The following is a 23801-nucleotide window of genomic DNA, read 5'->3' on the forward strand; positions in this document are numbered from 1 at the left end:
TCACCCAACTAGGTATATATTAAAAGCGTCCTGTAATTTTCAGTCAGTTGTTTTGCTGTCAGCCAGTAGCTTTTAACGTCTTAAAATACTATAAGCTGATAGCTGAAAGCCGATCGCTGAGAGCTACCTCGATAGATAATAGCCCGATCGTTTATGATGCGAATACTAGCACTTGTCCCAGGCGGGATTGGCGACCAAATTTTATTTTTCCCTACCCTTGATGACCTCAAGCAGTCTTATCCAGAGGCTCAGATTGATGTCATCGTGGAACCGAGGGCGAAGGGCGCTTACCGAGTCTGCAAGTCTGTCAAAGAAGTCTTGACGTACAATTTCAAAGATCGCAATGCGATGGCTGATTTGGGAAATTTACTGGGCGTAATTCGCGATCGCGAATACGAAGCAGTTGTTTCTCTCGGCCAGCGGTGGACTGTAGGACTTCTGCTGTGGCTGACAGGCATTCCCCAGAGAGTTGGGTATTCTGGAACCAACGGCGCTCGATTTCTCACCGATTCGGTACCTCTGAAAACAGACCAGTACGCGGCTTCAATGTACCACGATTTGCTCCAAGGATTCAACATTAACAATCCAAGTCCTGCGATCGCAATTAGTGTACCAAAACAGGATATTCAGTGGGCGGAAGCCGAACAGCAGCGGTTGGGAATCAAAGAAAGCGGTTACATTCTAATTCACGGCGGTTCGAGTCAGCTAGCTTTGTCTAAAGGTATTGACAAAATTTACCCAATAGACAACTGGCAGCAAATCATCAAAGACTGCCAGCAGCGGCAGCCAAATTTACCCGTTGTGGTGGTGAAAGGGCCCGAAGATGAAGCCTTCGTGAAAAAGTTAGTCGAACTCTGTCCGAGTGTAAAAGTTATCTCGCCGGATGATGTCGGCAAGTTGGCGGCCACCATTGCTGCTGCTAATTTGATGATGTGTACTGACAGTGCGCCGATGCACTTAGCTGTGGCGGTTCAAACTTATACAATAGCTTTGTTCGGCCCGACTGAACCTGCAAAATTGCTGCCCAAGAGCGATCGCTTTTTGGGAATTAAATCTCCTACTGGTAAAATGGCTGACATTTCTCCTCAAGAGGTTTTGAAGAAAGTTTGGGGAGGCTAATTTAAGAGGGCGGGTTTTGTACGGGAATTATCTGTTGTCTGGAAGTTGGCTTGCTTAACCCGCCCCTTGTATAGTCTTTATCAAAAAGATGAGGCAGAAGTTTAGATTTTAGATTTTAGATTGAGGGATTGAGGGATTGAGGGATTGAGGGATTGATTGGTCAATACTTCATCTTTAGCTCGCTCCACTATACAGCGGTTCTCAAAAAAGTGAGGTATGCCTTATGCCCTATGCCCTATGCCCTATGCCCTATGCCCTATGCCCTATGCCCTATGCCCTATGCCCTATGCCCTATCGTCCGCGAATCTTTCGCTCGCTCCACTATATACTGAAAAACTGCGATTATTCTCCACCGCGAAGAAGCTTTATTGAGTGCATCTCAATGCAAGCAAATATATCTGTAGGGGCGAAGCATGACCGCAATCAATATGGGATTATAACTAATAACTTATATCCGGTCATGCTTCGCCCTCTTCAAAAACCAGATGCACCCACTTTATTGATGGCTGAAGATACTTTCAAAAAGTCGAAACAGCCGGAAACAAAGAAATTAGATCAATAAATTTTGAATTCGGAACAAGCAGAAATTGAGCAAATGAAAGACTGGTACCAAGCTTAGTACAAGGAGTAATTTAGCTCCACTAAGCAATATGTGACAGAAAGCCAAAAAACAAGTGATAGGAATCACAGCGTGTCAATTTTTCATGAAATACTTGCTTGACAAAAGCTAGAAATCTTGCTACTGAAAAGTGGCAAAAACCTTGGGCTAACATTAATATAGCTCGAACAGGGCTGTCAGCAGTTGTCTGAATTCACATCATTTCATTTTTTACGTAAAAATACTGTAGACAATTCAGAAGCCCTACCTCTAAAGTATGAGAATCACTACAAAGCTATATACAGGGTAGTCAATGATGTTGAACAGCTTGGAATCAAACACAACTTATCAATCAAACGCAGCCGGGGACGAGCTAATGAGCATTTTAACAAAAGAAATTGAAGCGAAAGAACTTGAGAAACGAGCAAAAAATCTACAGCGCAATTCCTTGGGATTAGGTAAAACTTATCTTCGGATTTTAGAATCTGGAGGGTATCTGGGCTGCTGAGCCGAAATTTCATCCTAATTTCATTTGGCAGTGAAAGACTAGGTTGAGGAGATAAATTTTAGCTCTTGGTCATTGCTTAGCAGTCGTTTCTTGAAAAATGCTAATAAGTAGCTCCGGTTAATTCGGTTGACTTACTTCTTTTGGCAAAATACCAACCGCTAAGCCTGTGGCACTCAACCTCATTTCCAGGAAAATGCCAACGATGATATTTCACCAATATTCTCAATCTCCGGCAATTATTAGCAGCTTTTCAATAACTTTGTTAAGCCTAATTTTGCTAAATTCTCCTACCGCAGTTTTCGCCCACGCGGGACACGGAAATGAATTTCACCAAAGCGGCGAAACAACTCAAACTCCTGCTGCTATTTCTGTAGATGCCGTAACAGCAAAACGGTTGGGAATTAAAGTCTCTCCGGCTACCCGACAGCGACTAGATATCGGCATCAAAACCACAGGACAAATTGAAACTTTGCCAAACCAAAAGGTAGAAGTTACTGCTCCGGTTGCTGGCAAAGTGGTAGAGTTGTTAGTTAAGCCTGGAGACAAGGTATCAAAAGGTCAACCGGTTGCGGTTTTGTCGAGTTCAGAATTAGGACAGTTGCGCGTTGAATCTCTCTCGAAACGAGCGGAAGCTGAGGCAGATTTGCAGCAAGCACAAGGCGATTTGAAACTAGCACGAGAAAATTACGATCGCCAAATTCAAATCTCTGAAGCAGAAATAATACAAGCCCAAACTCAACTGACAGCGGTAACTAAGCAGTACCAACGAGAGCAAGAATTAGTAAACAAGCGTTCAGTTGTCAAAGTTGCTAAGGAAAATTATCAACGTCAGATTGAAATAGCGCAAGCAGAGATAGCGCGGGCGGAAACTGAACTGACTGTGGCTAAGGAACAGTTCGATCGCGATCGCGAGTTAGTTGCGTCAGGGGCGATCGCGCGGCGTACAATGCTAGAGTCGCAATCCCACTTCGCCGAAGCCAAAGCCAATGTTGCGAAGGCCAAAAGCCGTCCCGAAGTTATTAAAGCCGAAACCGAAATTAAACAAGCCGAAGTAGATCTGCCGGTGCGGGAATTGCGCGATTCCCAAGGCAAGGTGGCAGAGGCAAAAGCTCAACTCACCAAGGCTCAGAGCCGCCGGGAAGTCTTAGAAGCCGAGAATCAGGTCAAACGTGGCAAAACTGCCGTACAAGTCGCTCAGTCGCGCATTCGCTTAGCCGATGCGGCTTATCAAGCACGGCTGCAACAATTAGGTGCTGTTGCGAACGATCGAGGACTTGTCACCGTAATTGCTCCGATTTCTGGTACGATTGCCGATCGCGCCATCACCCCAGGAGAGTCTGTAAGCGCTGAAAAACCGTTGATGAGCGTCTTAAATGACAGCCGGGTTTTTGCCACCGCCAACATCTACGAAAAAGACTTGAATCAGGTAAAACAGGGCCAGGAAGTCAGGGTGAAAGTTGCTAATTTGGGCGATCGTATTTTCAATGGAAAAATCACCTTAATTGGCTCATCCGTGCAAGGAGAAACGCGAGTTATCCCAGTGAAAGCAGAATTAGATAATAGTAACGGCGAGTTAAAGCCGGGATTGTTTGCTGAGTTGGAAATTTTAACTAACAAAAATGTTACTAATGTTTTAGCAATTCCGAGTACAGCGGTAGTAGATGTTAGCGGTAAAAAAACCGTTTACGTCCAAAATGGCGATGCTTATCAAGCGGTTGACATTGAAGTCGGTCAAACTGCGGGGGATTTAGTAGAAATTAAGAGCGGTTTATTCGATGGAGATTTGATTGTAACCCAGCGGGCGCCTCAACTTTACGCACAATCTCTGCGAGGCGGTAGTAAGCCATCAACAAGCGAGGAAAAGAAAGAGGTAAGTCCTAAGGTAACAGAGGTTAACTTTAATAATTTGCCTGTGTCTTTATTGTGGGCGGGAGTTGGGGGAGGAATTGCGATCGCATCCTTGACTTTCACAGCCGGGGTATTTTTGGGAAAACGGCGCAAATTTCCAGCACTAGCAGCATCTCAAAGTCATGCCAAAAATGGTTTTTCTACCTCCGCAGTGGCAATCAATGCGAGTAAAGTAGATGAATTGCCGCATGATGACAACCACCGTGTTAAAAGCCAGGAGGCAGAAACCCAGAGTTTAAAGTAAAATTTTTGTTTACAAGTAATCACCTTGTCTGAGAGTTGATTCATTTATCTGCATCTAGAAATCTGTGCGATTCTTCTCGATCACAAATATACATCATAGGTTTTTTACGCCCTTTGAACTGAGCGCGCATGATTACTCGTTTTGAGCGCTTTGGCGGGACTGGATTGTAGTCTGTTTCGCCAAAGTTTTTTAGAGTTTGTGAGTATTTGTTGGGTGCTTTCATAATAACTATGATGAACATTCGATTGGTTATTTAAAGGATTTGTAAGGTGCGTCGCTACGAGATTGTCGTTTTTTTTGAGGATTGTAGATGGCGACGCACCCTACAGCTACTGACAGCTTACATAACCCTTAAACCAAGAGGGCTGAAGCCCAACAACGTCCGCGAATCTTTCTGAGAACCGCTATAACTTATAAATCAGACTTAAAAGAGAAACGATTTCATCCTAATTTCATTCTTGGGTGTCAATCTAGATTGAATGGCTATTTAACTGTCAACTGTCAACTGTCAACTGTCAACTGTTTAAATGTTCAGCACTATTCTGAGATGGGTAATTAATCGCCGCTGGCTAGTCGTTCTCGCCACCATTATTATTAGCCTTTGGACATTATATATCATCCCCAAAATGTCCCTCGATGTCTTCCCGCCTTTTGCACCGCCGCAAGTCGAAATTCAGACAGAAGCACCGGGCCTCGCACCGGAAGAAATCGAGTCTTTAGTAACACTCTCGATCGAAAGTGCGATTAACGGAACTCCGGGAGTAACAGCAGTGCGATCGTCTTCGGCTGTCGGCATTTCTGCTGTTAAGGTAATCTTTGATTGGGGAACCGAAATATATCAAGCCCGCCAGTTGATTACAGAAAGATTGCAACAAGCTCAAAGCAAACTCCCGGCTGGAGTAGAAACACCACAAATTTCTCCGACAACTTCTCCGGTTGGTTTGGTAATTACCTATGCTTTTACATCAGAAACTACTCCGCTGATGGAAGTGCGCCGTTTGGTTGATTGGCAAGTCACAAATCGCCTTTTGGCAGTGACTGGTGTTGCTCAAATCGTGGCTTACGGCGGCGAACAAAGGCAGTATCAAGTATTAGTCGAACCTGCTAAGCTAAAAGCTTTTAATGTGTCCTTGCAGCAAGTTGCGGAAGCGACGAAGGCTGCGAATGTTAATGCGCCGGGAGGCTATTTAATTACACCGGATAAAGAAACGTTAATTCGAGGCGTGGGGCGGATTGAATCGGTGGCAGATTTGCAGCAATCTGCGATCGCCTCTCGTCAAGGAACACCAGTCAGAATTGGTGATGTCGCTGATGTTAAAATTGGTGCTGCAATCAAGCGGGGAAACGGCAGTTTTAACGGCAAAAAAGCTGTGATTGTGATGGTAAACAGACAGCCCGTTGCCGATACTCCGACGGTAACGAAGGCGGTTGAGGCGGCAATGGCTGAGGTACAGCAAGCTTTACCTAAGGATATTAAGGTGACAGTGACTTTCCGGCAGGAAGAGTATATCAACTCTTCGGTGGAAAATGTGCGATCGGCTTTAGTTGAAGGCAGTATCATTGTCACCATCATTCTCATCCCGTTTTTGATGAATTGGCGCACTCTGACGGTGGTTTTGCTCGATTTCTTCCTAACTTGGCTGTTCGGGCTGCTGGCGATGTATTGGCTGGGTTTGGGATTGAATACGATGACTTTGGGTGGTTTGTCGGTGGCGATCGGCACTGCGATCGACGATGCGATTGTTTATGCTGAAAATACCTACCGCAATTTACGAGAAAATACGGCTTCTGGGCATCCGCGCCCGGTGATGGATGTGATTTTTGATGGCTCTCAAGAGGTGCGCGATTCGTTAATTGGAGCAACGGTAATTGGGATTGTGGTGTTTTCGCCGATTTTTACTTTGCCGGGTGTAGAAGGTCGAATTTTTACGCCGATGGGAATTACTTATTTGGTGGTTGTGGTGATTTCTAGTTTAGAATCGCTGTTCGTTTCTCCGGCGCTTTGTGCTATTTTATTACCGAACAAACGCATGAGTGCCAAGGAACCTTGGTTGCCGAGATTTTGCAAAAAAATATATCACTTTTTCATCCAATTATCAATGCGGTATTCGGCGATAGTTTTAGTTTTAGCTGCTGCTAGCATGGTGGCTGCATTAGTTGTTTTGCCTTCCTTTGGACGGGTGTTTTTGCCGGAGTTTCAGGAGCAAACTTTGGTGAATACTATTCTGCTTTATCCGGGGGTGTCTTTGGAGACGACGGATAGCGCGGCTTTTGCGATGGAAGATGCACTTAAGGACGATCGCAGATTTGAATACGTGCAAGTGCGATCGGGCAGAGCTCCGGGCGATGCTGATGCTGCGGGTGTCAATTTAGCTCACATCGATATTGGTTTGAGCGAGGAAGGAATGAAAAATCGGTCGAAAACTTTGGAGTATTTGCGGCAGGAATTTGCGAAATTGCCGGGAGTTGCACCAAATATCGGCGGTTTTATTTCTCACCGGATGGATGAGGTTTTGTCCGGTGTCAGAAGTCAAATTGCTGTGAAAATCTTTGGCCCGGATTTGAATCAACTTCGCACTATCGGTGCTCAAGTTGAAGCGCAAATGAAAACTGTGAAGGGAATTGTGGATTTGCAACTGGAACCGCAGGTGCCGGTGCAGCAGATTCAAATTAAGTTTAACCGCCAAGCTGCGGGTAGATATGGTTTGAAAATCGGAGAACTTTCGGAAATCATCGAAATAGCTTTAAATGGCAAAGTTGTTTCTCAAGTGTTGGAAGCACAGCAAACTTTTGATTTAGTTGTGTGGTTGCAGCCGTCAGCCAGAAACAATCTCGAAACTATTCAAAATTTGTTGGTTGATACCCCCCCTCTTTCCCCCCCTTATAAAGGGGGGGATGAAAGGGGGGGTAAAATTCCCCTGGCGCAAGTTGCGACTGTTACATACGGTACGGGCCCAAATACGATTAACCGCGAGAATGTGTCGCGGCTGATTGTGGCGGCGGCTAATGCTAAAGGTAGGGATTTGCGATCGGTTGTGAATGAAATTCAAGCTAAAGTCAAGCGGGAGGTGCAGTTACCGTTTGGTTATTTTATCCAGTACGGCGGTCAATTTGAGGCGGAACAAAGGGCTTCGCAGAATATTATGGTGTTTAGCGCGATCGCCTTTTTGGTCATTACCGTCTTGATGTACTTGTCCGTTAAGTCGATCGCTTCAACTGCGATGATTATGATCAATTTGCCGATCGGCTTAGTTGGAGGAGTAATTGCTGTAGCTTTGACTGGCGGTATAATTTCCGTCGCTTCCCTGGTTGGGTTTGTCACATTATTCGGCGTAGCTACCCGCAACGGCTTGCTGTTAGTAGACAACTATAACTCTAAATTTGCTGAAGGAATGCCCTTTCAAGAAGCCGTTGTTAAAGGCTCGATGGAACGCCTCAACGCCATTTTAATGACCGCTTTAACTTCAGCTTTGGGTTTAGCACCGTTAGTCTTAGAAGGCGGGCCAGGAAAAGAAATATTACAACCTTTGTCGATCGTAGTTTTAGGAGGATTGTTTACTTCTACGGCGTTAACTCTGTTAGTTTTGCCAGCTTTGTACGCTCAATTCGGGAAGTTTTTACGGCCTCAAGAACCTGAGCCTGTTGCTGAAGATGAAAAAACTGGTTTAAGTGCTTTCTAGCAACGATTCGGGCTATTGCTGAAGATTTTTTGATGATTTTCCTTGACAAGCGAATTTCTTCATGGTACCCGCCACGTGATTTATCCGTGGAATCAATCCCAAATCGAAAATCCTCAAGCCCCCGAATTTATCCGTGGAGTCGCCTCTAAAATCTAAAATCTAAAATCTAAAATCGATTGACGCCCTGTTTTAAAATGCCATAATTTACGAATAATTGTCCGTAAAGAGTCAAGCACATGAAAACGATCAAATCAAGTTTAATTATTCTCGGCAGTATCGGACTGCTGTTTTTGGGAGCTTGCGGTAAAGGCGACGAAGCAAGCGATACAAAAATCACTCCAACACCCCCTCCTGCTGCCTCAAAACCTGTCTCTTCCGCTCCCGCCGCTGCTCCTGCTGGTGCAAAAGGAGCTAAAGGCGGTCAAGTTGTCAATGCTGGAGCTTACCATTTAGAGTTTGTACCTGAAAAACAAGCTACTGGAACTCACTTAGATTTGTACCTGCAAAAAGGCGATAAAAAGGAACCGGTTCCTGACGCAAAAGTGTCAGCACAAGTGCAGTTGCCGAGTGGAAAGCAACAAACCCTAGCTCTCAAATACGATCCTGAAGGCAAACATTACGCTGTTGTATTTCCCGGCAAAGATCCAGGCCAGTATCCTGTGAAGGTGAATGCGGATATTAAGGGAGAAAAAGTAGACGGTCGTTTTACATTCACTCAATAGTTTGAGTTGAATTTAGTTGTAAAAACCCGGTCGGATCGACCGGGGTTTTGTTAATTTAGAGTTGAAGAATTAATTATATCCTAACGCAATTGGTACTTTTCAAAAGGTACGTAGTTGCGCTTTAGCGCTAAAGCGCAACTACGTACCTAGCGCGACATAAGGTTACTTTTTATGAGAATTTTGCTAGTTGAAGATGAGCCAGATTTAGGAAAGGCGATCGATCGCACTTTGAAGCAAGAAAAATACATAGTTGACTGGGCCCAGGATGGGAATGAAGCTTGGGAATATCTAGATAGTCAGTGGACGGAATACACCCTAGCCATCTTTGACTGGTTGCTTCCGGGATTGTCGGGAATAGAATTGCTGCGAAGATTGCGCGCCAAACATAGTTTTTTGCCAGTTTTGATGCTGACAGCCAAAGACAGGATGGAAGATAAAGTGGCGGGATTGGATGCGGGGGCTGACGATTATTTAGTCAAGCCCTTCGGGATGGCGGAACTGTTAGCAAGGTTGCGGGCGCTGCAAAGGCGATCGCCCCAAATACAGCCCCAACAGATACAAATCGGAAATCTCGCCTTAGATTGCGGGAATCGCACAGCTTTTTATCTCAATCAAAACGGCACCAACCAAACAATTTCGCTGACTAACAAAGAATTTCAATTGTTAGAATATTTGATGAAACATCCGAACCAAATTGTCACGACTGACCAAATTCGGAATCAGATATGGGAAGCCAGCGCAGATACTTTTAGCAATGTAGTAGCCGCTCAAGTGCGCTTGCTGCGGCGCAAACTCGAATCCGTTGGCTGTGCGAACTTAATTGAAACTGTCCACGGCGTCGGATATCGGATGAAAAGTTGAATTCTGCCTTCAAAATTACTTTTAGACTCGGCGGTTGAAACCGCGTCTACACAAACAATGTCCGCCTCCGCGGACTAAGAAAAGTTGAAATCGCATTTACACAAACAAAGTCCGCCTTTGCGGACTCAGAAAAGACTATTTATTTTCCTCCCTTCTACTAATTCTCTCTTTTCTCCTTCTCTGCGTCCTCTGCGTTCTCTGCGGTAAATAAAAAAATATCATCCCAATCAATTACCAATTACCAATTACCAATTACCCAATCATGAATTGTGAATCAAAATAAACTATTTAACCGCACTCGATCGCAATTAGCGATTTCCTACGCCGCAGTCATGGGTTTGATTTTAAGCTTGTTGGGATTTGGTGTATATAAGGCGATCGCCCACGCGCACTGGATTGCGATCGATCGCGAACTAGAATCGGTAGCGGGGACACTCCACGATAGCCTCGAAATCAAGCTACAGCAACCCGGACGCCTAGAACCAATCGTCAATGAACTTTTGCCAAACCTCCGCGTAATTGGAGTTAACGGCGTTAAAGAACAGTTAGCCGATCGCCATATTTTAAGCGCTATCAACCAAAGCTATTACTATATTCGTTTATTTGACTCTTCTGGGAAATTGATTGCTACAGCAGGCGCTTATCCCGAAGCATTACCGCCGATATTTAACTCTCAACACTGGCAAACAATCGCTGACAGCCAAGGCAATATTTATCACCAAATTTCTGTATCACTGCACACAAACACGCTGCAAGATTGGGGATACTTTCAAGTAGGACGGAGCTTGCAAGACTTCAACAGTTATCTCAGTACAGTGAGATTAATTTTGAAATTAGGATTGCCGACAGCCTTGATTTTGGTGGTTTTTTCTAGTTGGTGGCTGGCAGGATTGGCGATGAAACCGATTTATTCTTCTTACCGACAAATCCAACAGTTTACGGCGGATGCTGCCCACGAATTGCGAACGCCTTTAGCGGCATCTCAAGCAACTGTAGAATCAGCGCTGTTGATGCCACAATTGGATGAGAAAGAAGCACGGGAAATTTTGCAGACTGTCGATCGCCAAAACCGACGATTGACTCAGTTAGTCACTGATTTGTTGCTGTTGGCGCGGATGGACTCTCAGGTGAAATCCGTTAGCGAAGCCCTCGAAGAGGATCGCCCTCAGCTTTGTTGTTTAAACGACTTGGTGGGCGATTTAGTCGAGGAATTGGCTGCTTTGGCGAGATCCTCCCAGGTAGCGCTAACATCCGAAATCCGCGTACAGCATCCATTGAATGTTGTCGGAGATGCCGATCGACTTTACCGTCTGGTTACTAACTTAATTGTCAACGCCATTCAATACACTCCCCCTGGCGGAAAAGTCACAGTAATCTTAGATTGCACTCACCAAGAGGCGATAATTCAGGTGCAAGATACCGGGATTGGGATAGCGGCGGCAGATTTAGGGCGGATATTCGATCGCTTTTACCGAGTCAACAAATCTCGATCGCGCCATACCGGCGGATCGGGACTCGGATTGGCGATCGCCCGCGCGATCGCCCGCGCACACCGCGGCAGCCTCAGCGCGCGTAGCGAATTGGGCTGTGGCAGCACCTTTGTCCTGCGGTTGCCTTTGTGAGCTATGATGTGGGGAAAACTGACATCTTGCACCATTTTCAAGAACAGGCAAGATGCCTGTTCCACAAAGACTAAATCTTGTTGTGGGGTGGGCATCCTGCCCGCCGATGATAGTTTGCACCATTTTCAAGAACAGGCAAGATGCCTGTTCCACAAAAACTAAATCTTGTTGTGGGGAGTAGGGGTTGGGCATCCTGCCCGCCCGTGAAAGGCTTATTGAGAATTGTGCAAGATGTGAGGAAAACCGAATCATCTTTTTGTGGTAATCCCTTCGGCAATATGTAGCGCGATCGCCCAAAATCAATAAATAGTGATTAATCATCAGTCAGCAGAGAGAAAATCTATGACAGTTTTAGAACAGGGAACAATCTCAATCCATACCGAGAATATTTTCCCGATTATCAAGAAATCGCTATACACCGACCACGAAGTCTTCTTGCGGGAACTAATTTCTAACGCCGTCGATGCCATAGCCAAACTCAAAATGGTTTCCCGTTCCGGCGAATACAGCGGCGACATTGGCGAACCACAAATCAATATTGCGATCGACAAAGAAAACAAAACACTCTCAATTACCGACAACGGCATCGGCATGACAGCCGATGAAGTAAAAAAATACATCAATCAAGTCGCATTCTCCAGCGCCGAAGAGTTTATTCAAAAATATCAAGGCAGTGGCGATGACGCGATTATCGGTCACTTTGGACTCGGTTTCTACTCTTCTTTCATGGTAGCTCAGAAAGTAGACATAGACACCCTTTCTTACCAAGAAGGCGCACAAGCAGTACACTGGTATTGCGACGGTTCACCCGCTTTTGAACTATCAGAATCTGCCCGCACAGAACGCGGTACTACGATTACTCTTACTCTCCAAGACGAAGAACTAGAATATGTAGAAGCCACTCGCATTAAGCAGTTAATCAAAACTTATTGCGACTTCATGCCAGTTCCGATCAAATTTGAGGGAGAGGAACTCAACAAGCACAAGGCAATTTGGCGGGAAGCAGCCAGCAATTTGCAGAAAGAAGATTACTTAGAATTGTACCGCTATCTTTACCCGTTCCAAGACGAGCCGCTACTTTGGGTACACCTGAATACAGATTATCCTTTCATTGTCAACGGCATTCTTTTCTTTCCCAAACTGCGGCCGGATGTCGATGTTACCCAAGGTAATATCAAGCTATTTTGCAACCAAGTTTTTGTCAGCGATCACTGCGAAGAAATCATCCCAAAATTCTTGATGCCGCTGCGGGGAGTCATTGACAGTACCGATATTCCGCTGAACGTTTCTCGCAGTTCTTTGCAAAGCAATCGCACAGTCAGAAGAATCGCTGATTATATTGCGAAGAAAGTGGGCGATCGCCTGAAAGAACTTTACCGCGACGACCGCGATGAATACATCCGTTGCTGGCAAGATATCGGCACTTTTGTCAAGTTTGGATCTCTCAACGATGATAAGTTCAAAAAACAAGTCGAAGATATCTTAATCTACCGCAGCACCTACGAACCAACAGCAGAAAAACCAGAAATTGCAACGCCAGAAGTGCAGGTGCAAACTGAGGACGGAGATTTGTGGCAAGATGTTACTCCAAAATCGGACAGTTCTACTTCGACGCAACCTTACACGACGCTGAAAGAGTATTTGGAACGCAATCAAAAACGCCACGAAAACCGCGTATTTTACTGCACAGAACCTGCGTCACAAGCAACTTACGTCGCCCTGCACAAAAGCCAAGGTTTAGAAGTGCTGTTTATGGATTCTTTCATTGACACGCACTTTATCAGTTTCTTGGAACGCGAATACTCAGATGTTAAATTCTCGCGGGTGGATTCCGACATCGACGACACGCTAATTGACAAAGAAAAAGAAGCCGAAATTGTCGATCCGGCGACTAATAAAACTCGCAGCGAACAAGTTAAAGAACTGTTCCAAAATGCTCTCAACAAGCCAAAAGTAAACATCCGCACAGAAGCTTTGAAGTCTGACTCTGCTGAGGCGGCGCCACCTGCGATCGTCCTGTTACCAGAAGCTTTGCGCCGGATGCGCGATATGACGGCGCTTTTGCAGCAGCAAGCAGCGCAATTCCCCGATGAACACGTTTTGCTGGTGAATACGTCTCACCCGCTGATTCAAAATCTGGCTAATTTGAGTCAGGGTGCGATTATTCAAGGCGGCGGCGAGTCTCCCTCGGCGCAGTTGGCCAGCATGATTTGTCACCACGTTTATGACTTGGCTTTGATGGCCCAGAAGGGTTTCGATGCTGAAGGGATGCAGGAGTTTGTCGAGCGATCGAACCATGTCTTGACAAAATTGACTGAACGTGCAATGTAATTAACCCCCCTCCCTTGCTAAGGGGGAGTGGTTTTATACAAACTAGGTACGTTGTTGGGCTTCAGCCCTCTTTATAAGATTAGGAAAGAGGGCTAAAGCCCAACAACATACCTTAGCCCAAGCGCAAGCCAACTGCGGAAGCAAAAGTTGATTTCCCTTGCTGAGAGAGCGATCGGAGGTTTTCTTGTCCCCCCCTTAACAAGGGGGGCTAGGGGGGTAGTCCGCAGTTGCTCTATAATGAAAGGCTGCATCAAAAACAAGTAGTCTGGAGGGCAATATGTCACGGAAATGTCAGCTAACGGGTAAGAAGGCGAATAACGGTTTTGCGGTTTCTCACTCGCACCACCGCACTCACAAGTTGCAAGGCGCTAATTTGCAGTGGAAGCGGATTTGGTGGCCGCAGGAGAAGCGTTGGGTCAAGTTACACCTTTCTACGAAGGCGATTAAAACCTTGGAGCACAAGGGTTTGGAAATTATGGCTAAGGAAGCTGGAATTAATCTTTACAAGCTTTAAATAATCTTGTTAGTTGAGCAAAGGGCGATCGTATACATTAAAAGTGCGATCGCCCTTACTTTTATATACTGAAAAAGTTGAGGCAGAAACCGGGTTTTTTTAGATAAACACTGCATCATAACCTTAAATTTAGATAAAAAACCCGGTTTCTTGGGCATTGATGCGTCCAGGAAATTTTAACTTTTAGAGAAAAACCTGGATTAGAGGAATTTTCGGCATTTCAGTAAATAAGTAGTCATCCTCCCCTTACCTTTAACTTCGATCGCACCGCGGCTTTCAAAAAAATACTTTTCTCGCAATTGCTGATAAGTTGCCACTGTCACCTGAATGCACCCAGGCGAACCGTGAGATTCCATGCGGGAAGCGGTGTTAACGGTGTCTCCCCACAAATCGTAAATAAATTTTTTAATACCGATGACTCCAGCGACAACCGGGCCGGTATTGATCCCGATTCTGATACTAAAATCTTGATTGTGGGTATTGCTGAATTCAATAATTGCCTGCTGCATATCCAGGGCCATTTCTGCGATCGCCTCTGCGTGATCTGGGCGAGTAATTGGCAGCCCTCCCACTACCATGTAAGCATCGCCAATCGTCTTAATTTTTTCCAAACCGTGCCTTTCTGCTAAGTTGTCAAAAGTCGAAAAAATATCATTCAGCAACGCAACTAATTCTGTTGGAGAAACTCGCGCACTCAATTGAGTAAAACCTACGATGTCCGCAAATAATACAGTAACATCAGCAAAAGTATCTGCGATCGTGCTATCTCCCCGCTTCAACCGATTTGCTATTTCTTCAGGCAAAATATTCAACAACAACCGTTCTGACTGTGCTTGTTGAACTCGCAGTGCATTTAAAGTTTCATTGAGAGCATTAGTTCGTTCTTCAACTCTAGATTCTAACTCTTCATTCAGCTTGCAAAGCGCAATTTCAGCCCGCCTGCGGTCTGTGACATCCGTACCGATTGCCAGCAGCCCCGCGAACTTTCCGGCCGCATCAAACAGCGGTTTATTTGCCCAGGATACGCAAACGCGAGATCCACTGCGCCGCATACTTTCATTTTCATTTGTTGTATACTGTTCCGGGTTATTTAAAATATTGCTCAATAACACGGCCAGGTCGTTTCCCCCTGTATCTGTCTGGGGTAGAATTGTGCCAACTGCGTGTTTTCCCAGTATTTCTTCTTCTCTGTAACCAAAAAAATTCTGTGCAAACTCGTTAAAAAAAGTAATATTACCTTCTGTATCTAGTTTTAAAATAATGCTGTTAGCATTTTCGACCAATTCCCGATACTTAACTTCGCTTTGCCGCAGCAAATCCTCTGCTGATGCGCGTTCTGCTACTGTGGCAGCTAACAGCAGCGAAGTAATTACAATTACGCTCATGAAAGCCTGCAAAAATAAGATTGCTTGATTAATATTTATGGCTTTGGTAATAAACGGGCCAGATCCCTGAGAGCCTCCCCAAATGGCAATACTGGATACAATAAAATATGCTAAAACAGCTCCGCGCTGACCGAATTGAATGGTTGCCCAAATCACCAACGGAAATGGCAAGTATTCTAGGGGATAGCCGGATAGATTACTATCAGTTTTTGATGTGTATACTAGCCAACTGACTATTATTAATAGTAGCAAACATATGGCGCATAAAATTATATTTACAAGTGTTTTAATCTTAATTTTTTGTTGATTGCGTGTCGCTATCTTTTGGTAAAAGATTAGCAGCATAGGAGTAAAAATCAAAACTCCTAAGGTGTCTCCAAGATACCAATTCCACCGAATTTCCCAATATTCGCTCCAGTCAATAAGACCAGTCAAACACAGCCGCAGCGTGCCGAGAGTGCAGTTGATTTGAGTGGCAACTACAGCACCGCAAAAGATTAAACTGACTACATCAATTAGTCGATCCAGTGAGGGGCGAAACTTGAACTGTTGCAGCAAAGTAAATGCACATAAAGCTTGCAAACAACCGCAAAAAGCACTAATTGTTGCATTTATTAAGGATATTTTGAGGTTGAGAGTCTCGTAAAAAAATACGCCTAAAGCTATTCCCGGCCAAAGGCGCCGACCAAATAATAAAACTGCTGCTTGGGCAATTCCTGCGGGCGGCCAGACGCAGGTAGCTAATTTATTCACGCCGGGGATTGAAGATGCTATTTTAGCTCCTAAAGCGTAAGCAAAGGCAATGACAGCTATTTTTCCTAAATATTGCCAATTTATAGATTGAATAAATCGCATAAATTGATTTTTGTTTTGGTTCATAGTGACTTTTATATTTTTAACTAACTATACCAACCGTCAAAACTATTAGGAGATTTTTAATTATTTAAATAGAATTGTTGGCTTTGTTTGTACGGGCTAAGCACAGGTGCGTTGCTACTCAAAAAATTGATTTAAATTGAGGTTTTTTCACTAGCGACACACCCTACAACTACTATTACTTCTTCCTTTTTGCCTCTTTCATTTTCCTTATTTTATAACTTGATTCCTGTGAGAAAATAAGTGTTCATCTCGCCTTTGCCTTTGACTTCAATGGTGCCGCGACTTTCTAATAAATACTTGTCCTGCAATCGCTCGTAAGTTGCAGATGTAACTTGAATTTGACCGGGTAAGCCGTGAGATTCCATACGGGAAGCGGTGTTAACTGTGTCTCCCCACAAATCGTAGATAAATTTTTTGATGCCGATGACTCCGGCGACAACCGGGCCGCTGTTGATGCCGATTCTGATGCTGAAATCTTGATTGTTGGTATTGCTGAAGTCAATAATTGCCTGCTGCATATCCAGGGCCATTTGGGCGATCGCCTCTGCGTGATCGCTGCGGGGCATGGGAAGCCCTCCCACTACCATGTAAGCGTCGCCAATCGTCTTAATTTTTTCCAATCCGTGCTTTTGGGCTAGGCGATCGAATGTCGAAAAAATCTCGTTAAGCAAGGAAACTAATTCCGGCGGAGAAATTTGGGAGCTAATTTGAGTAAAACCGACTATATCTGCAAACAATACTGTGACTTCGGCAAAAGTATCGGCGATGATGCTTTGGTCTTGTTTGAGTCTTTCGGCGATCGCTTGCGGCAAAACGTTGAGGAGGAGACGGTCAGATTTTTCTTGTTCTAAGCGCAAAGCTGCTTCAGCTTCTTTGCGAGTTGTGATATCTTCGACAGTACCTTCGTAATAAAGCAAATTTCCATGTATGTCGCAGACAGTATAAGCATTTTCGGAAATCCAAATTATACTGCCATCTTGGCGGTAAACTTGAGATTCAAAATCCGATACTTTGCCGTTTGTTCGCATTAAGTGGATGACTTCGGCGCGGCGTTCCGGGTCTACATATAGCTGGCGGTTGATATCAGTTAACTTTTCCAGCATTTCCTCACAGGAACTGTAACCATAAATGCGAATTAAAGCTGGGTTAACGCTAAGATATTCTCCATCTGGAGTAGTTTGAAAGATGCCGACGATCGCATTTTCAAATATGCTGCGGTATTTTGCCTCAGCTTGTCGCAGGGCTGCTTCAGCGCGCTGGCGTTCTCGCGCTTCCACTGCAAAAGTTACAGAGTCTGTTAGAGAAACAGCGAAACTTTGTTCTTCGATAGTCCAATAACGCGGCATTCCTACGTGTTCCAAACAGAGGACTCCTGCTGTTTCTCCGCCTATCTGAATCGGCGTATCTAGCATGGAAGTGATGCCTAACGGAATTAGGTAAGCTTCCACAAATTCTCTAGTTCTAAAATCTTTTTGGGCGTCAAAGGCAGCAATTGCGCGCTCTTCTCGGAGTGCTTGAAAATAGACAGGATAGTCTGCTTCTGCTAATTCCATACCCTCTGAGTGCTGGTTGAGGGCGCGATCGAACAAATCCAGGCACTCCATCTTGGATTTAGGGCGATCGTACAACCAGATACTCGATCGCGCAACTTCCAGAGTACGGCTAGCAGTTTCAGTGATTTCTTGAAGCGCTTTGGTTAAGTCGCCTTGATTCAGCGCTTTATTTTTGGCTAAATCAATTAATGCCGATTTCTGTTTCTGTAGCTGAAGTTCGCTTTGTTTCAGGGCATTTGTCCGCTCTGCAACTCGGATTTCCAGCTTTTCGTTCAGATGAAGCAGCTCTATTTCAGCTTTTCGGCGATCGGTGATATCTGTCCCGATGCAGAGGATGCCCAAAAGTTCTCCTGCTGCATCAACCAGCGGCTTATTTGCCCAAGACACCCAAACGCGAGATCCGTTACGCCGAATATTTTCATTTTCATAGCTAGTAAAGCGATCGGGATTTTGTAAAATCTGATTGTAAACCAACTCTAAGTTATTCCCTTCGATGTCGCTCATGGGAATGATTGTTCCCACAGCACTTTTCCCCAGGATTTCTTCCTGATTGTAGCCAAAGAATATTTCTGCAAACTCATTAAAAAAAGTAATCGTGCCGTCGGGAGATAGTTTGACAATAATACTGTTAGCATTTTCCACCAATTCTCGATATTTAATTTCGCTTACTCGCAGAGATTTTTCTGCCTCCGCGCGTTCGGCTACCGTCGCGGCTAATAACAACGAAGTAATCGTAACTACCGCCATAAAAGCTTGTAAAAATAAGATAGCCTGACTAATATTTTCGGCTTTAGCTATAAATGGCCCAGATCCGTGAGAACTGCCAAAAATTGCGATACTTGACACAAGAAACGATCCTAAGACAGCGGCCCGCTGACCGAATTGGAGCGACGCCCAAATTATCAAAGGAAACGGCAAATATTCCAGGGGATAGCGAGAAATAGAAGCTTCATTTTTTGACTCAAAGACAAGCCAGCTTACCCCAATTAATAATATTAACCATACTCCCCGCCAAATTAAATAATTTTTAGGGAGTTCGGTTTGTCTTTTTAAGCGATCGGCGGTTGCCTTAGGACGCAAAAATATTAAAATCAAAGGAGTTAAAATTAAAACTCCCATTGCATCTCCCAGCCACCAATTCCACCGGAGCGACCAGTATTCTGCCCAATCTACTTTGCCAGCTAAATATATGGAAAACGCGCCAATAGTGCAACTAATCTGAGTAGAAACTAAACCGCCCAATAAAATTAAATTAACTACATCTTTCAAACGTTCTAGAGACGGACGAAACCCCAGCCAGCGCAGCACAGTGGCTGCAAAAACAGCTTGCAAAACTGCTCCTACGTTGCCTCCCACCCAAATTGCAAATATCTGTTCGCTTGGGTTAACTAAATTGAGGAAAAATATACCCAAAACAATCGCAGGCCAGGCTTTTGGGCCAAACAATAAAAGTCCGGCTTGTGCAATTCCTGCGGGCGGCCACACCGAGGAAGCAAAGGGATTGACACCTTGAATTGCAAATGCTAGCCTCGCCCCCACGGCGTAAGCGATCGCCACGAGAGTTACTTGGGCTAAGTAGCGCCCTATTCGGGATTGAGGGAATCGAAGAAACTGATTTAGGTTCAGATTCATGTCGAGTTTTAAGTTTTATATAAGTTTATGTAGGGTGCGCTGCGCGCACCTTGCTAGCCTCAATGTAGGTGCAGCAAGCACCTTATACCAATTTTTTGTGAGGCTACTCCCGAATCCGATCCCCCCTAACCCCCCTTAATTAAGGGGGGGACAAGATTCCGGTCAAAGTCCCCCCTCCCACCAGGGGAATTTAGGGGATCGAGATATATGCAACTTCACATTAAATTGGTATTACCGTTACAAAAACTTATTTGATGGCAGCATCAATCCACTGTTTTAAAGTAGAATTGACTTCCTCAATCAGAATTTCATGGGCTTTGTGAGTTGCTCTTTCCACAACTTCAACTTTCCCTAATTTCACCGAACGACCCGGAACAATGCGATAGGGAATGCCGATTAAATCTGCATCTTTGAATTTAACTCCTGCTCGTTCGTCGCGGTCATCTAGTAAGGTTTCAATTCCGGATTGGTTGAGTTCATTGTAGAGTTTTTCGGCGACTTCTACTTGTTGGGCGTCGGAAATATTGGGGATGCTAATGATGGCGTGATACGGCGCGATCGCCACTGGCCAGATTATTCCGTCTTTATCGTAGGATTGTTCTACCGCAGATTGAGCCAGCCGCGACACGCCGACGCCGTAGCAGCCCATGATAAAGGGCATTTCTTCGCCTTGTTCGCTGGTGTAGGTGGCGCCCATCGCTTGCGAGTATTTGGTGCCTAATTGGAAGATGTGGCCGACTTCGATGCCTCTGGCGGTTTGCAAAGTTTGTTCGGGATTGTGCACCGCCCGATCGCTCTTTTTAGCAGTTCTGACGCCCACAACCGTTGCTGGTAGCTGAAATTCTTTACCCCAATTAGCGCCGACCACGTGGTATCCTGACTCATTGGAACCAGTGACAAAGTTTGTTAGATCGACGGCAGTGCGATCGACCAAACGCAAAAACTTAGAATTTACCTCCTTACTTCCAGCGATATAATCATCAGCAACATCCGGAGCCATATAACCCAGAGGCAAAGATTTAGCCGCCCATTTCCGCTGAGCTTCCGCATCAGGAACAGTCAAAAATAGGATTGTTTTAGCTTGATAATTTCCCGCTAACTTTGTCAATTCATTCAGCAACTTTACCTGATTCACATCTTGGTCACCGCGAATGCTTACCAACACCAAGACAGTCATGCCATTATCATAAACAGCCTGATAAAGCACATTTTTGACAACTTGCGTCGGAGAACACTTCAAAAACTTGCAAAGTTTAGCAATTGTTTCAGTTCCCGGCGTTTCCCGCTTTTCAAAACTTGCAAAAGGCGAAGCTTGGGCATCAGCAGGCATCGACACAGCCTTCTCCACATTAGCAGCATACTGACCATCTTCAGTATATAGAACTTCATCCTCACCCGCTTCTGCCAGCACCATAAACTCTTGAGAACCAGAGCCGCCAATCGCACCAGAATCAGCATCTACCGCTCGGAATTCCAAGCCCGATCGGCGCAGCATATTGCTGTAAGCTTGAGCCATATCCTGATAAGTTTTCTTCAAACTTTCTTCACTCGTGTGAAAAGAATAGCCATCTTTCATAATAAATTCGCGGCCACGCATCAACCCAAAACGCGGGCGAATTTCATCACGAAACTTAGTTTGAATTTGATAGAGATGTACGGGTAATTGCCGATAAGAACGAATCATATCCTTAGCAATTGTAGTAATTACCTCTTCGTGAGTCGGGCCCAGTCCAACTTCTCGCTGCTGCCTATCCTTCATAGCAAACATAATACCTTCAGCTTGAGTGTAGGTATCCCAGCGGCCGGATTCCCGCCACAAATCGGCCGGTTGCAGTTGCGGGAGGAGACATTCTTGAGCGCCGGTAGCGTCCATTTCTTCGCGCACAATTTGGGATACTTTTTTAAGAACTCGCCACATCAAAGGGAGATAAGCGTAAATACCGCTACCGATGCGTCGGATGTATCCAGCACGGAGTAATAGTTTGTGGCTGGGGATTTCTGCTTCTGCGGGGTCTTCCCGCAGGGTGACGAAAAGCATTTGAGAGAGTCGCATTGGCTGATTTCCTTAAAATACCGGATAATTGTCATCTCAGATTAACTTCTGATATTATCAGAACTCAGCCTGATTTGATGAAATCTATGAATAAACTTTGGAAAAATTATCAAAAAGGTATGGCAGCATTTGATAATTGTCACCATCCTACTCTCCTATCTCAGTGGATTGCATTACAAGATGAAATTGGAGAATTTGTGCGAGAACCTAACTTAAGCGAAATTTGGGATATTCTTCATGCTGCTGGTCGATTGCTGTACAAATTAATCGGAATTCCTTTACATCTGGTAGCCTATCCTACTGTTCGCAAACACAGCGAACGTTTTGAGGAGTACGGCTGTATTCGCAGCCGGCGCAACTGTGAGGGGAAATGCTGCAAACAGTTGACGGTTGATAGTTGACAGTTGACAGTTGACGGTTGACAGTTGATAGTTGACAGGGGGAGCATCTCAGTTTTGTAAAAAGCATTTTTTTATTATTCATAGTGCGAGCGTCCCCGCTCGCGTACTGTACAATACGCGAGCGGGGACGCTCGCACTATAAATGCAAAACACAGATGCTCCCGTTGACAGGTAGGGGCAGTGCCCCCGTGAGAACCCTCTCTTAGTTGATAGTTGCCCGTGAGGTTTTTAAACAGTTTATAGCTGATAATTCTCATAACCAGATTCATTCACGATCAATTCGCAAAACAATATCTCAAAGAACTATTAACCCCTCTCGGTAATGTCGCAACCAGCCATGACATTGCTGGAGAAGTGAGGCAGATTGACGTTTTTTTTGCCCCAAAAGCGGAACCGGATGTAGAACCCACAGCCCTCGGCATTCTGGGTCAAATTGCAGCAAAACCCGCTGTAATTGAACCATTCCGCAGTCCTGTGCAAACCGGAGAAATTCGCAGTTGTCTGGGTAAACTCTTTGATGTCCATGCCGAATATGAACGAGTCGCCACTAGAGATAATACCCGGATTGCAGAGGCTGATTTGCCGCAACTCTGGATACTGTCGCCGACTGTTTCCGATGCGATGCTAGCTGGATTTGGGGCGACTTCTGAACCTGAAAATTGGGTAAGTGGAGTTTATTTTTTGAATGTGTCTCTGAAAGCAGCAATCATTGCTATTCACCAACTCCCCCGCACTCCCGAAACGCTGTGGCTGAGGGTTTTGGGGAAGGGAAACGTGCAAAAGCAAGCTATTGCCGAATTGAGAGAATTACCGTCTGATAATTTGTTTCGGTTGAACGCGTTAGAATTGTTGTACAACTTGCGAACGATATGAGAAGTCCGCCAAGACATAGATCGAGAAGATCGGGAGTTAATTATGGAACTGTCACCGCTCTATTTAAAACGGCTTGAAGAAGCAACTCAGCAAGGTATTCAGCAAGGTATTCAGCAAGGTATCCAAGAAGGTCTCCAAGAAGGTCTTCAGCGAGGTATCCAAGAAGGTCTCCAGCGCAGTCAACGCCTGATAGTTGAGAGTATGCTACAAGTTAAATTTGGCGAAATTGATGAACCATTAGCCCAAATAATCGAGCCTTTGATTGAGCTAGAACCTCTCGATCGCACGCGACTAATTAGGCAGCTCGATCGCTCTGAATTACTAGCTCGTTTTGAACAAAAAAATCAACCGGAATCCTGACTCAGCAGCGCACTTTACAATCTGTAGGGTGCGCTAAATATCATTTTATTATTTATCATCGAGAAAATGCGGAGTTAATTATGGAACTATTACCCCTTTATTTACAACGGCTTGAAGAAGCAACTCAGCAAGGTATTCAGCAAGGTATTCAGCAAGGTATTCAGCAAGGTAAACGCGAGACTCTTGAGAGTATATTACAAGTAAGATTTGGCGAAATCGATGAAGAATTAGCCCCAATAATTGAGCCTTTGATTCAACTAGAACCCATCGAGATCATACGACTGAGTATGCAGCTCGATCGCCCGGAATTACTAGCTCGTTTTCTCCCGGAAAAATCAAACGGAATCCTAACTCTCTAGCGCACTCTACGATATGTAGGGTGCGCCGCATCGTACCTTACTACTATAGATCGCCCCCGCTTCAAACTTGCCGGGTGCATCTGGTTTTTGAAGAGGGCGAAGCATGACCGCATATAAGTTATTAGTTATAATCTTATATTCACTGCGGTCATGCTTCGCCCCTACAAACATATCACTCACAAAAAAAACCATTTCTGAC

General features: G+C 44.9%; 14 protein-coding genes and 2 pseudogenes. 13 read left to right on the plus strand and 3 right to left on the minus strand.

Going from position 1 to position 23801, the window contains the following annotated elements:
• Positions 1-156: 156 nt before the first annotated feature.
• The 10 genes from JGK16_RS15015 (at position 157) to rpmB (ending at position 14107) form a co-directional block, all read left to right on the plus strand.
• Entirely contained in the window at positions 157-1119 is a 963-nt protein-coding gene (locus JGK16_RS15015) for a glycosyltransferase family 9 protein (protein ID WP_293181175.1), read from the plus strand.
• Positions 1120-1501: 382 nt separating this feature from the next.
• Entirely contained in the window at positions 1502-1681 is a 180-nt protein-coding gene (locus JGK16_RS15020; protein ID WP_293181086.1) for a hypothetical protein, read from the plus strand.
• A gap of 412 nt (positions 1682-2093) precedes the next feature.
• The gene (locus JGK16_RS15025) at positions 2094-2225 is read left to right on the plus strand and encodes a hypothetical protein (protein WP_293191029.1); all 132 of its coding nucleotides are present in this window, start codon (positions 2094-2096) and stop codon (positions 2223-2225) included.
• A gap of 202 nt (positions 2226-2427) precedes the next feature.
• Positions 2428-4377 (plus strand): efflux RND transporter periplasmic adaptor subunit, encoded by a 1950-nt coding sequence (locus JGK16_RS15030; RefSeq protein ID WP_293191027.1) that lies wholly within the window; start codon positions 2428-2430, stop codon positions 4375-4377.
• Between the two features lie 527 nt (positions 4378-4904).
• The gene (locus JGK16_RS15035) at positions 4905-8057 is read left to right on the plus strand and encodes an efflux RND transporter permease subunit (protein WP_293203230.1); all 3153 of its coding nucleotides are present in this window, start codon (positions 4905-4907) and stop codon (positions 8055-8057) included.
• 236 nt (positions 8058-8293) lie between these two features.
• Positions 8294-8779: a hypothetical protein gene (locus JGK16_RS15040; RefSeq protein ID WP_293196842.1), complete on the plus strand. Its 486-nt coding sequence runs from the start codon at positions 8294-8296 to the stop codon at positions 8777-8779.
• Positions 8780-8950: 171 nt separating this feature from the next.
• Positions 8951-9640, plus strand: coding sequence for a two-component system response regulator RppA (gene rppA, locus JGK16_RS15045; RefSeq protein ID WP_293181098.1), 690 nt, complete (start codon positions 8951-8953; stop codon positions 9638-9640).
• A 269-nt stretch (positions 9641-9909) separates the two neighbouring features.
• Positions 9910-11262 (plus strand): two-component system sensor histidine kinase RppB, encoded by a 1353-nt coding sequence (rppB, locus tag JGK16_RS15050; RefSeq protein WP_293203233.1) that lies wholly within the window; start codon positions 9910-9912, stop codon positions 11260-11262.
• A gap of 342 nt (positions 11263-11604) precedes the next feature.
• Complete coding sequence (htpG, locus tag JGK16_RS15055) at positions 11605-13593, plus strand: molecular chaperone HtpG (protein ID WP_293181104.1); 1989 nt, start codon at positions 11605-11607, stop codon at positions 13591-13593.
• 277 nt (positions 13594-13870) lie between these two features.
• Positions 13871-14107, plus strand: a complete 237-nt coding sequence (gene rpmB, locus JGK16_RS15060) for a 50S ribosomal protein L28 (RefSeq protein ID WP_293150949.1) — start codon at positions 13871-13873, stop codon at positions 14105-14107.
• 200 nt (positions 14108-14307) lie between these two features.
• Here the strand turns inward: rpmB and JGK16_RS15065 are convergent, their stop codons facing one another.
• The 3 genes from JGK16_RS15065 to proS all read right to left on the minus strand — a co-directional run bounded on the left by JGK16_RS15065 (position 14308) and on the right by proS (position 21609).
• Complete coding sequence (locus JGK16_RS15065) at positions 14308-16371, minus strand: adenylate/guanylate cyclase domain-containing protein (protein ID WP_293191023.1); 2064 nt, start codon at positions 16369-16371, stop codon at positions 14308-14310.
• A 212-nt stretch (positions 16372-16583) separates the two neighbouring features.
• Positions 16584-19556 (minus strand): adenylate/guanylate cyclase domain-containing protein, encoded by a 2973-nt coding sequence (locus JGK16_RS15070; RefSeq protein ID WP_293181110.1) that lies wholly within the window; start codon positions 19554-19556, stop codon positions 16584-16586.
• A 247-nt stretch (positions 19557-19803) separates the two neighbouring features.
• Entirely contained in the window at positions 19804-21609 is a 1806-nt protein-coding gene (proS, locus tag JGK16_RS15075; protein WP_293191021.1) for a proline--tRNA ligase, read from the minus strand.
• An 86-nt stretch (positions 21610-21695) separates the two neighbouring features.
• Here proS and JGK16_RS15080 point away from each other — a divergent pair, with 86 nt between their 5' ends.
• The 3 genes and pseudogenes from JGK16_RS15080 to JGK16_RS15090 all read left to right on the plus strand — a co-directional run.
• Positions 21696-22010: a hypothetical protein gene (locus tag JGK16_RS15080; protein ID WP_293181117.1), complete on the plus strand. Its 315-nt coding sequence runs from the start codon at positions 21696-21698 to the stop codon at positions 22008-22010.
• A 255-nt stretch (positions 22011-22265) separates the two neighbouring features.
• Positions 22266-23243, plus strand: a pseudogene (locus JGK16_RS15085) (hypothetical protein).
• A 62-nt stretch (positions 23244-23305) separates the two neighbouring features.
• Positions 23306-23602 (plus strand): annotated as a pseudogene (locus tag JGK16_RS15090) (hypothetical protein); the annotation flags it as partial.
• Positions 23603-23801 lie beyond the last annotated feature (199 nt).

Source organism: Microcoleus sp. PH2017_09_SFU_O_A (assembly GCF_020738625.1).
Lineage (GTDB): Bacteria > Cyanobacteriota > Cyanobacteriia > Cyanobacteriales > Microcoleaceae > Microcoleus.

Bases quoted from the DNA above. Each gene is read 5' to 3' on its own strand.
- JGK16_RS15035 (WP_293203230.1), top strand. From the start codon at position 4,905: ATGTTCAGCACTATTCTGAGATGGGTAATTAATCGCCGCTGGCTAGTC.
- JGK16_RS15015 (WP_293181175.1), top strand. From the start codon at position 157: ATGCGAATACTAGCACTTGTCCCAGGCGGGATTGGCGACCAAATTTTA.
- JGK16_RS15030 (WP_293191027.1), top strand. From the start codon at position 2,428: ATGATATTTCACCAATATTCTCAATCTCCGGCAATTATTAGCAGCTTT.
- JGK16_RS15070 (WP_293181110.1), bottom strand. From the start codon at position 19,556: ATGAATCTGAACCTAAATCAGTTTCTTCGATTCCCTCAATCCCGAATA.
- JGK16_RS15020 (WP_293181086.1), top strand. From the start codon at position 1,502: ATGCAAGCAAATATATCTGTAGGGGCGAAGCATGACCGCAATCAATAT.
- JGK16_RS15080 (WP_293181117.1), top strand. From the start codon at position 21,696: ATGAATAAACTTTGGAAAAATTATCAAAAAGGTATGGCAGCATTTGAT.
- proS (WP_293191021.1), bottom strand. From the start codon at position 21,609: ATGCGACTCTCTCAAATGCTTTTCGTCACCCTGCGGGAAGACCCCGCA.
- JGK16_RS15025 (WP_293191029.1), top strand. From the start codon at position 2,094: ATGAGCATTTTAACAAAAGAAATTGAAGCGAAAGAACTTGAGAAACGA.
- rppA (WP_293181098.1), top strand. From the start codon at position 8,951: ATGAGAATTTTGCTAGTTGAAGATGAGCCAGATTTAGGAAAGGCGATC.
- JGK16_RS15040 (WP_293196842.1), top strand. From the start codon at position 8,294: ATGAAAACGATCAAATCAAGTTTAATTATTCTCGGCAGTATCGGACTG.
- htpG (WP_293181104.1), top strand. From the start codon at position 11,605: ATGACAGTTTTAGAACAGGGAACAATCTCAATCCATACCGAGAATATT.
- JGK16_RS15065 (WP_293191023.1), bottom strand. From the start codon at position 16,371: ATGAACCAAAACAAAAATCAATTTATGCGATTTATTCAATCTATAAAT.
- rpmB (WP_293150949.1), top strand. From the start codon at position 13,871: ATGTCACGGAAATGTCAGCTAACGGGTAAGAAGGCGAATAACGGTTTT.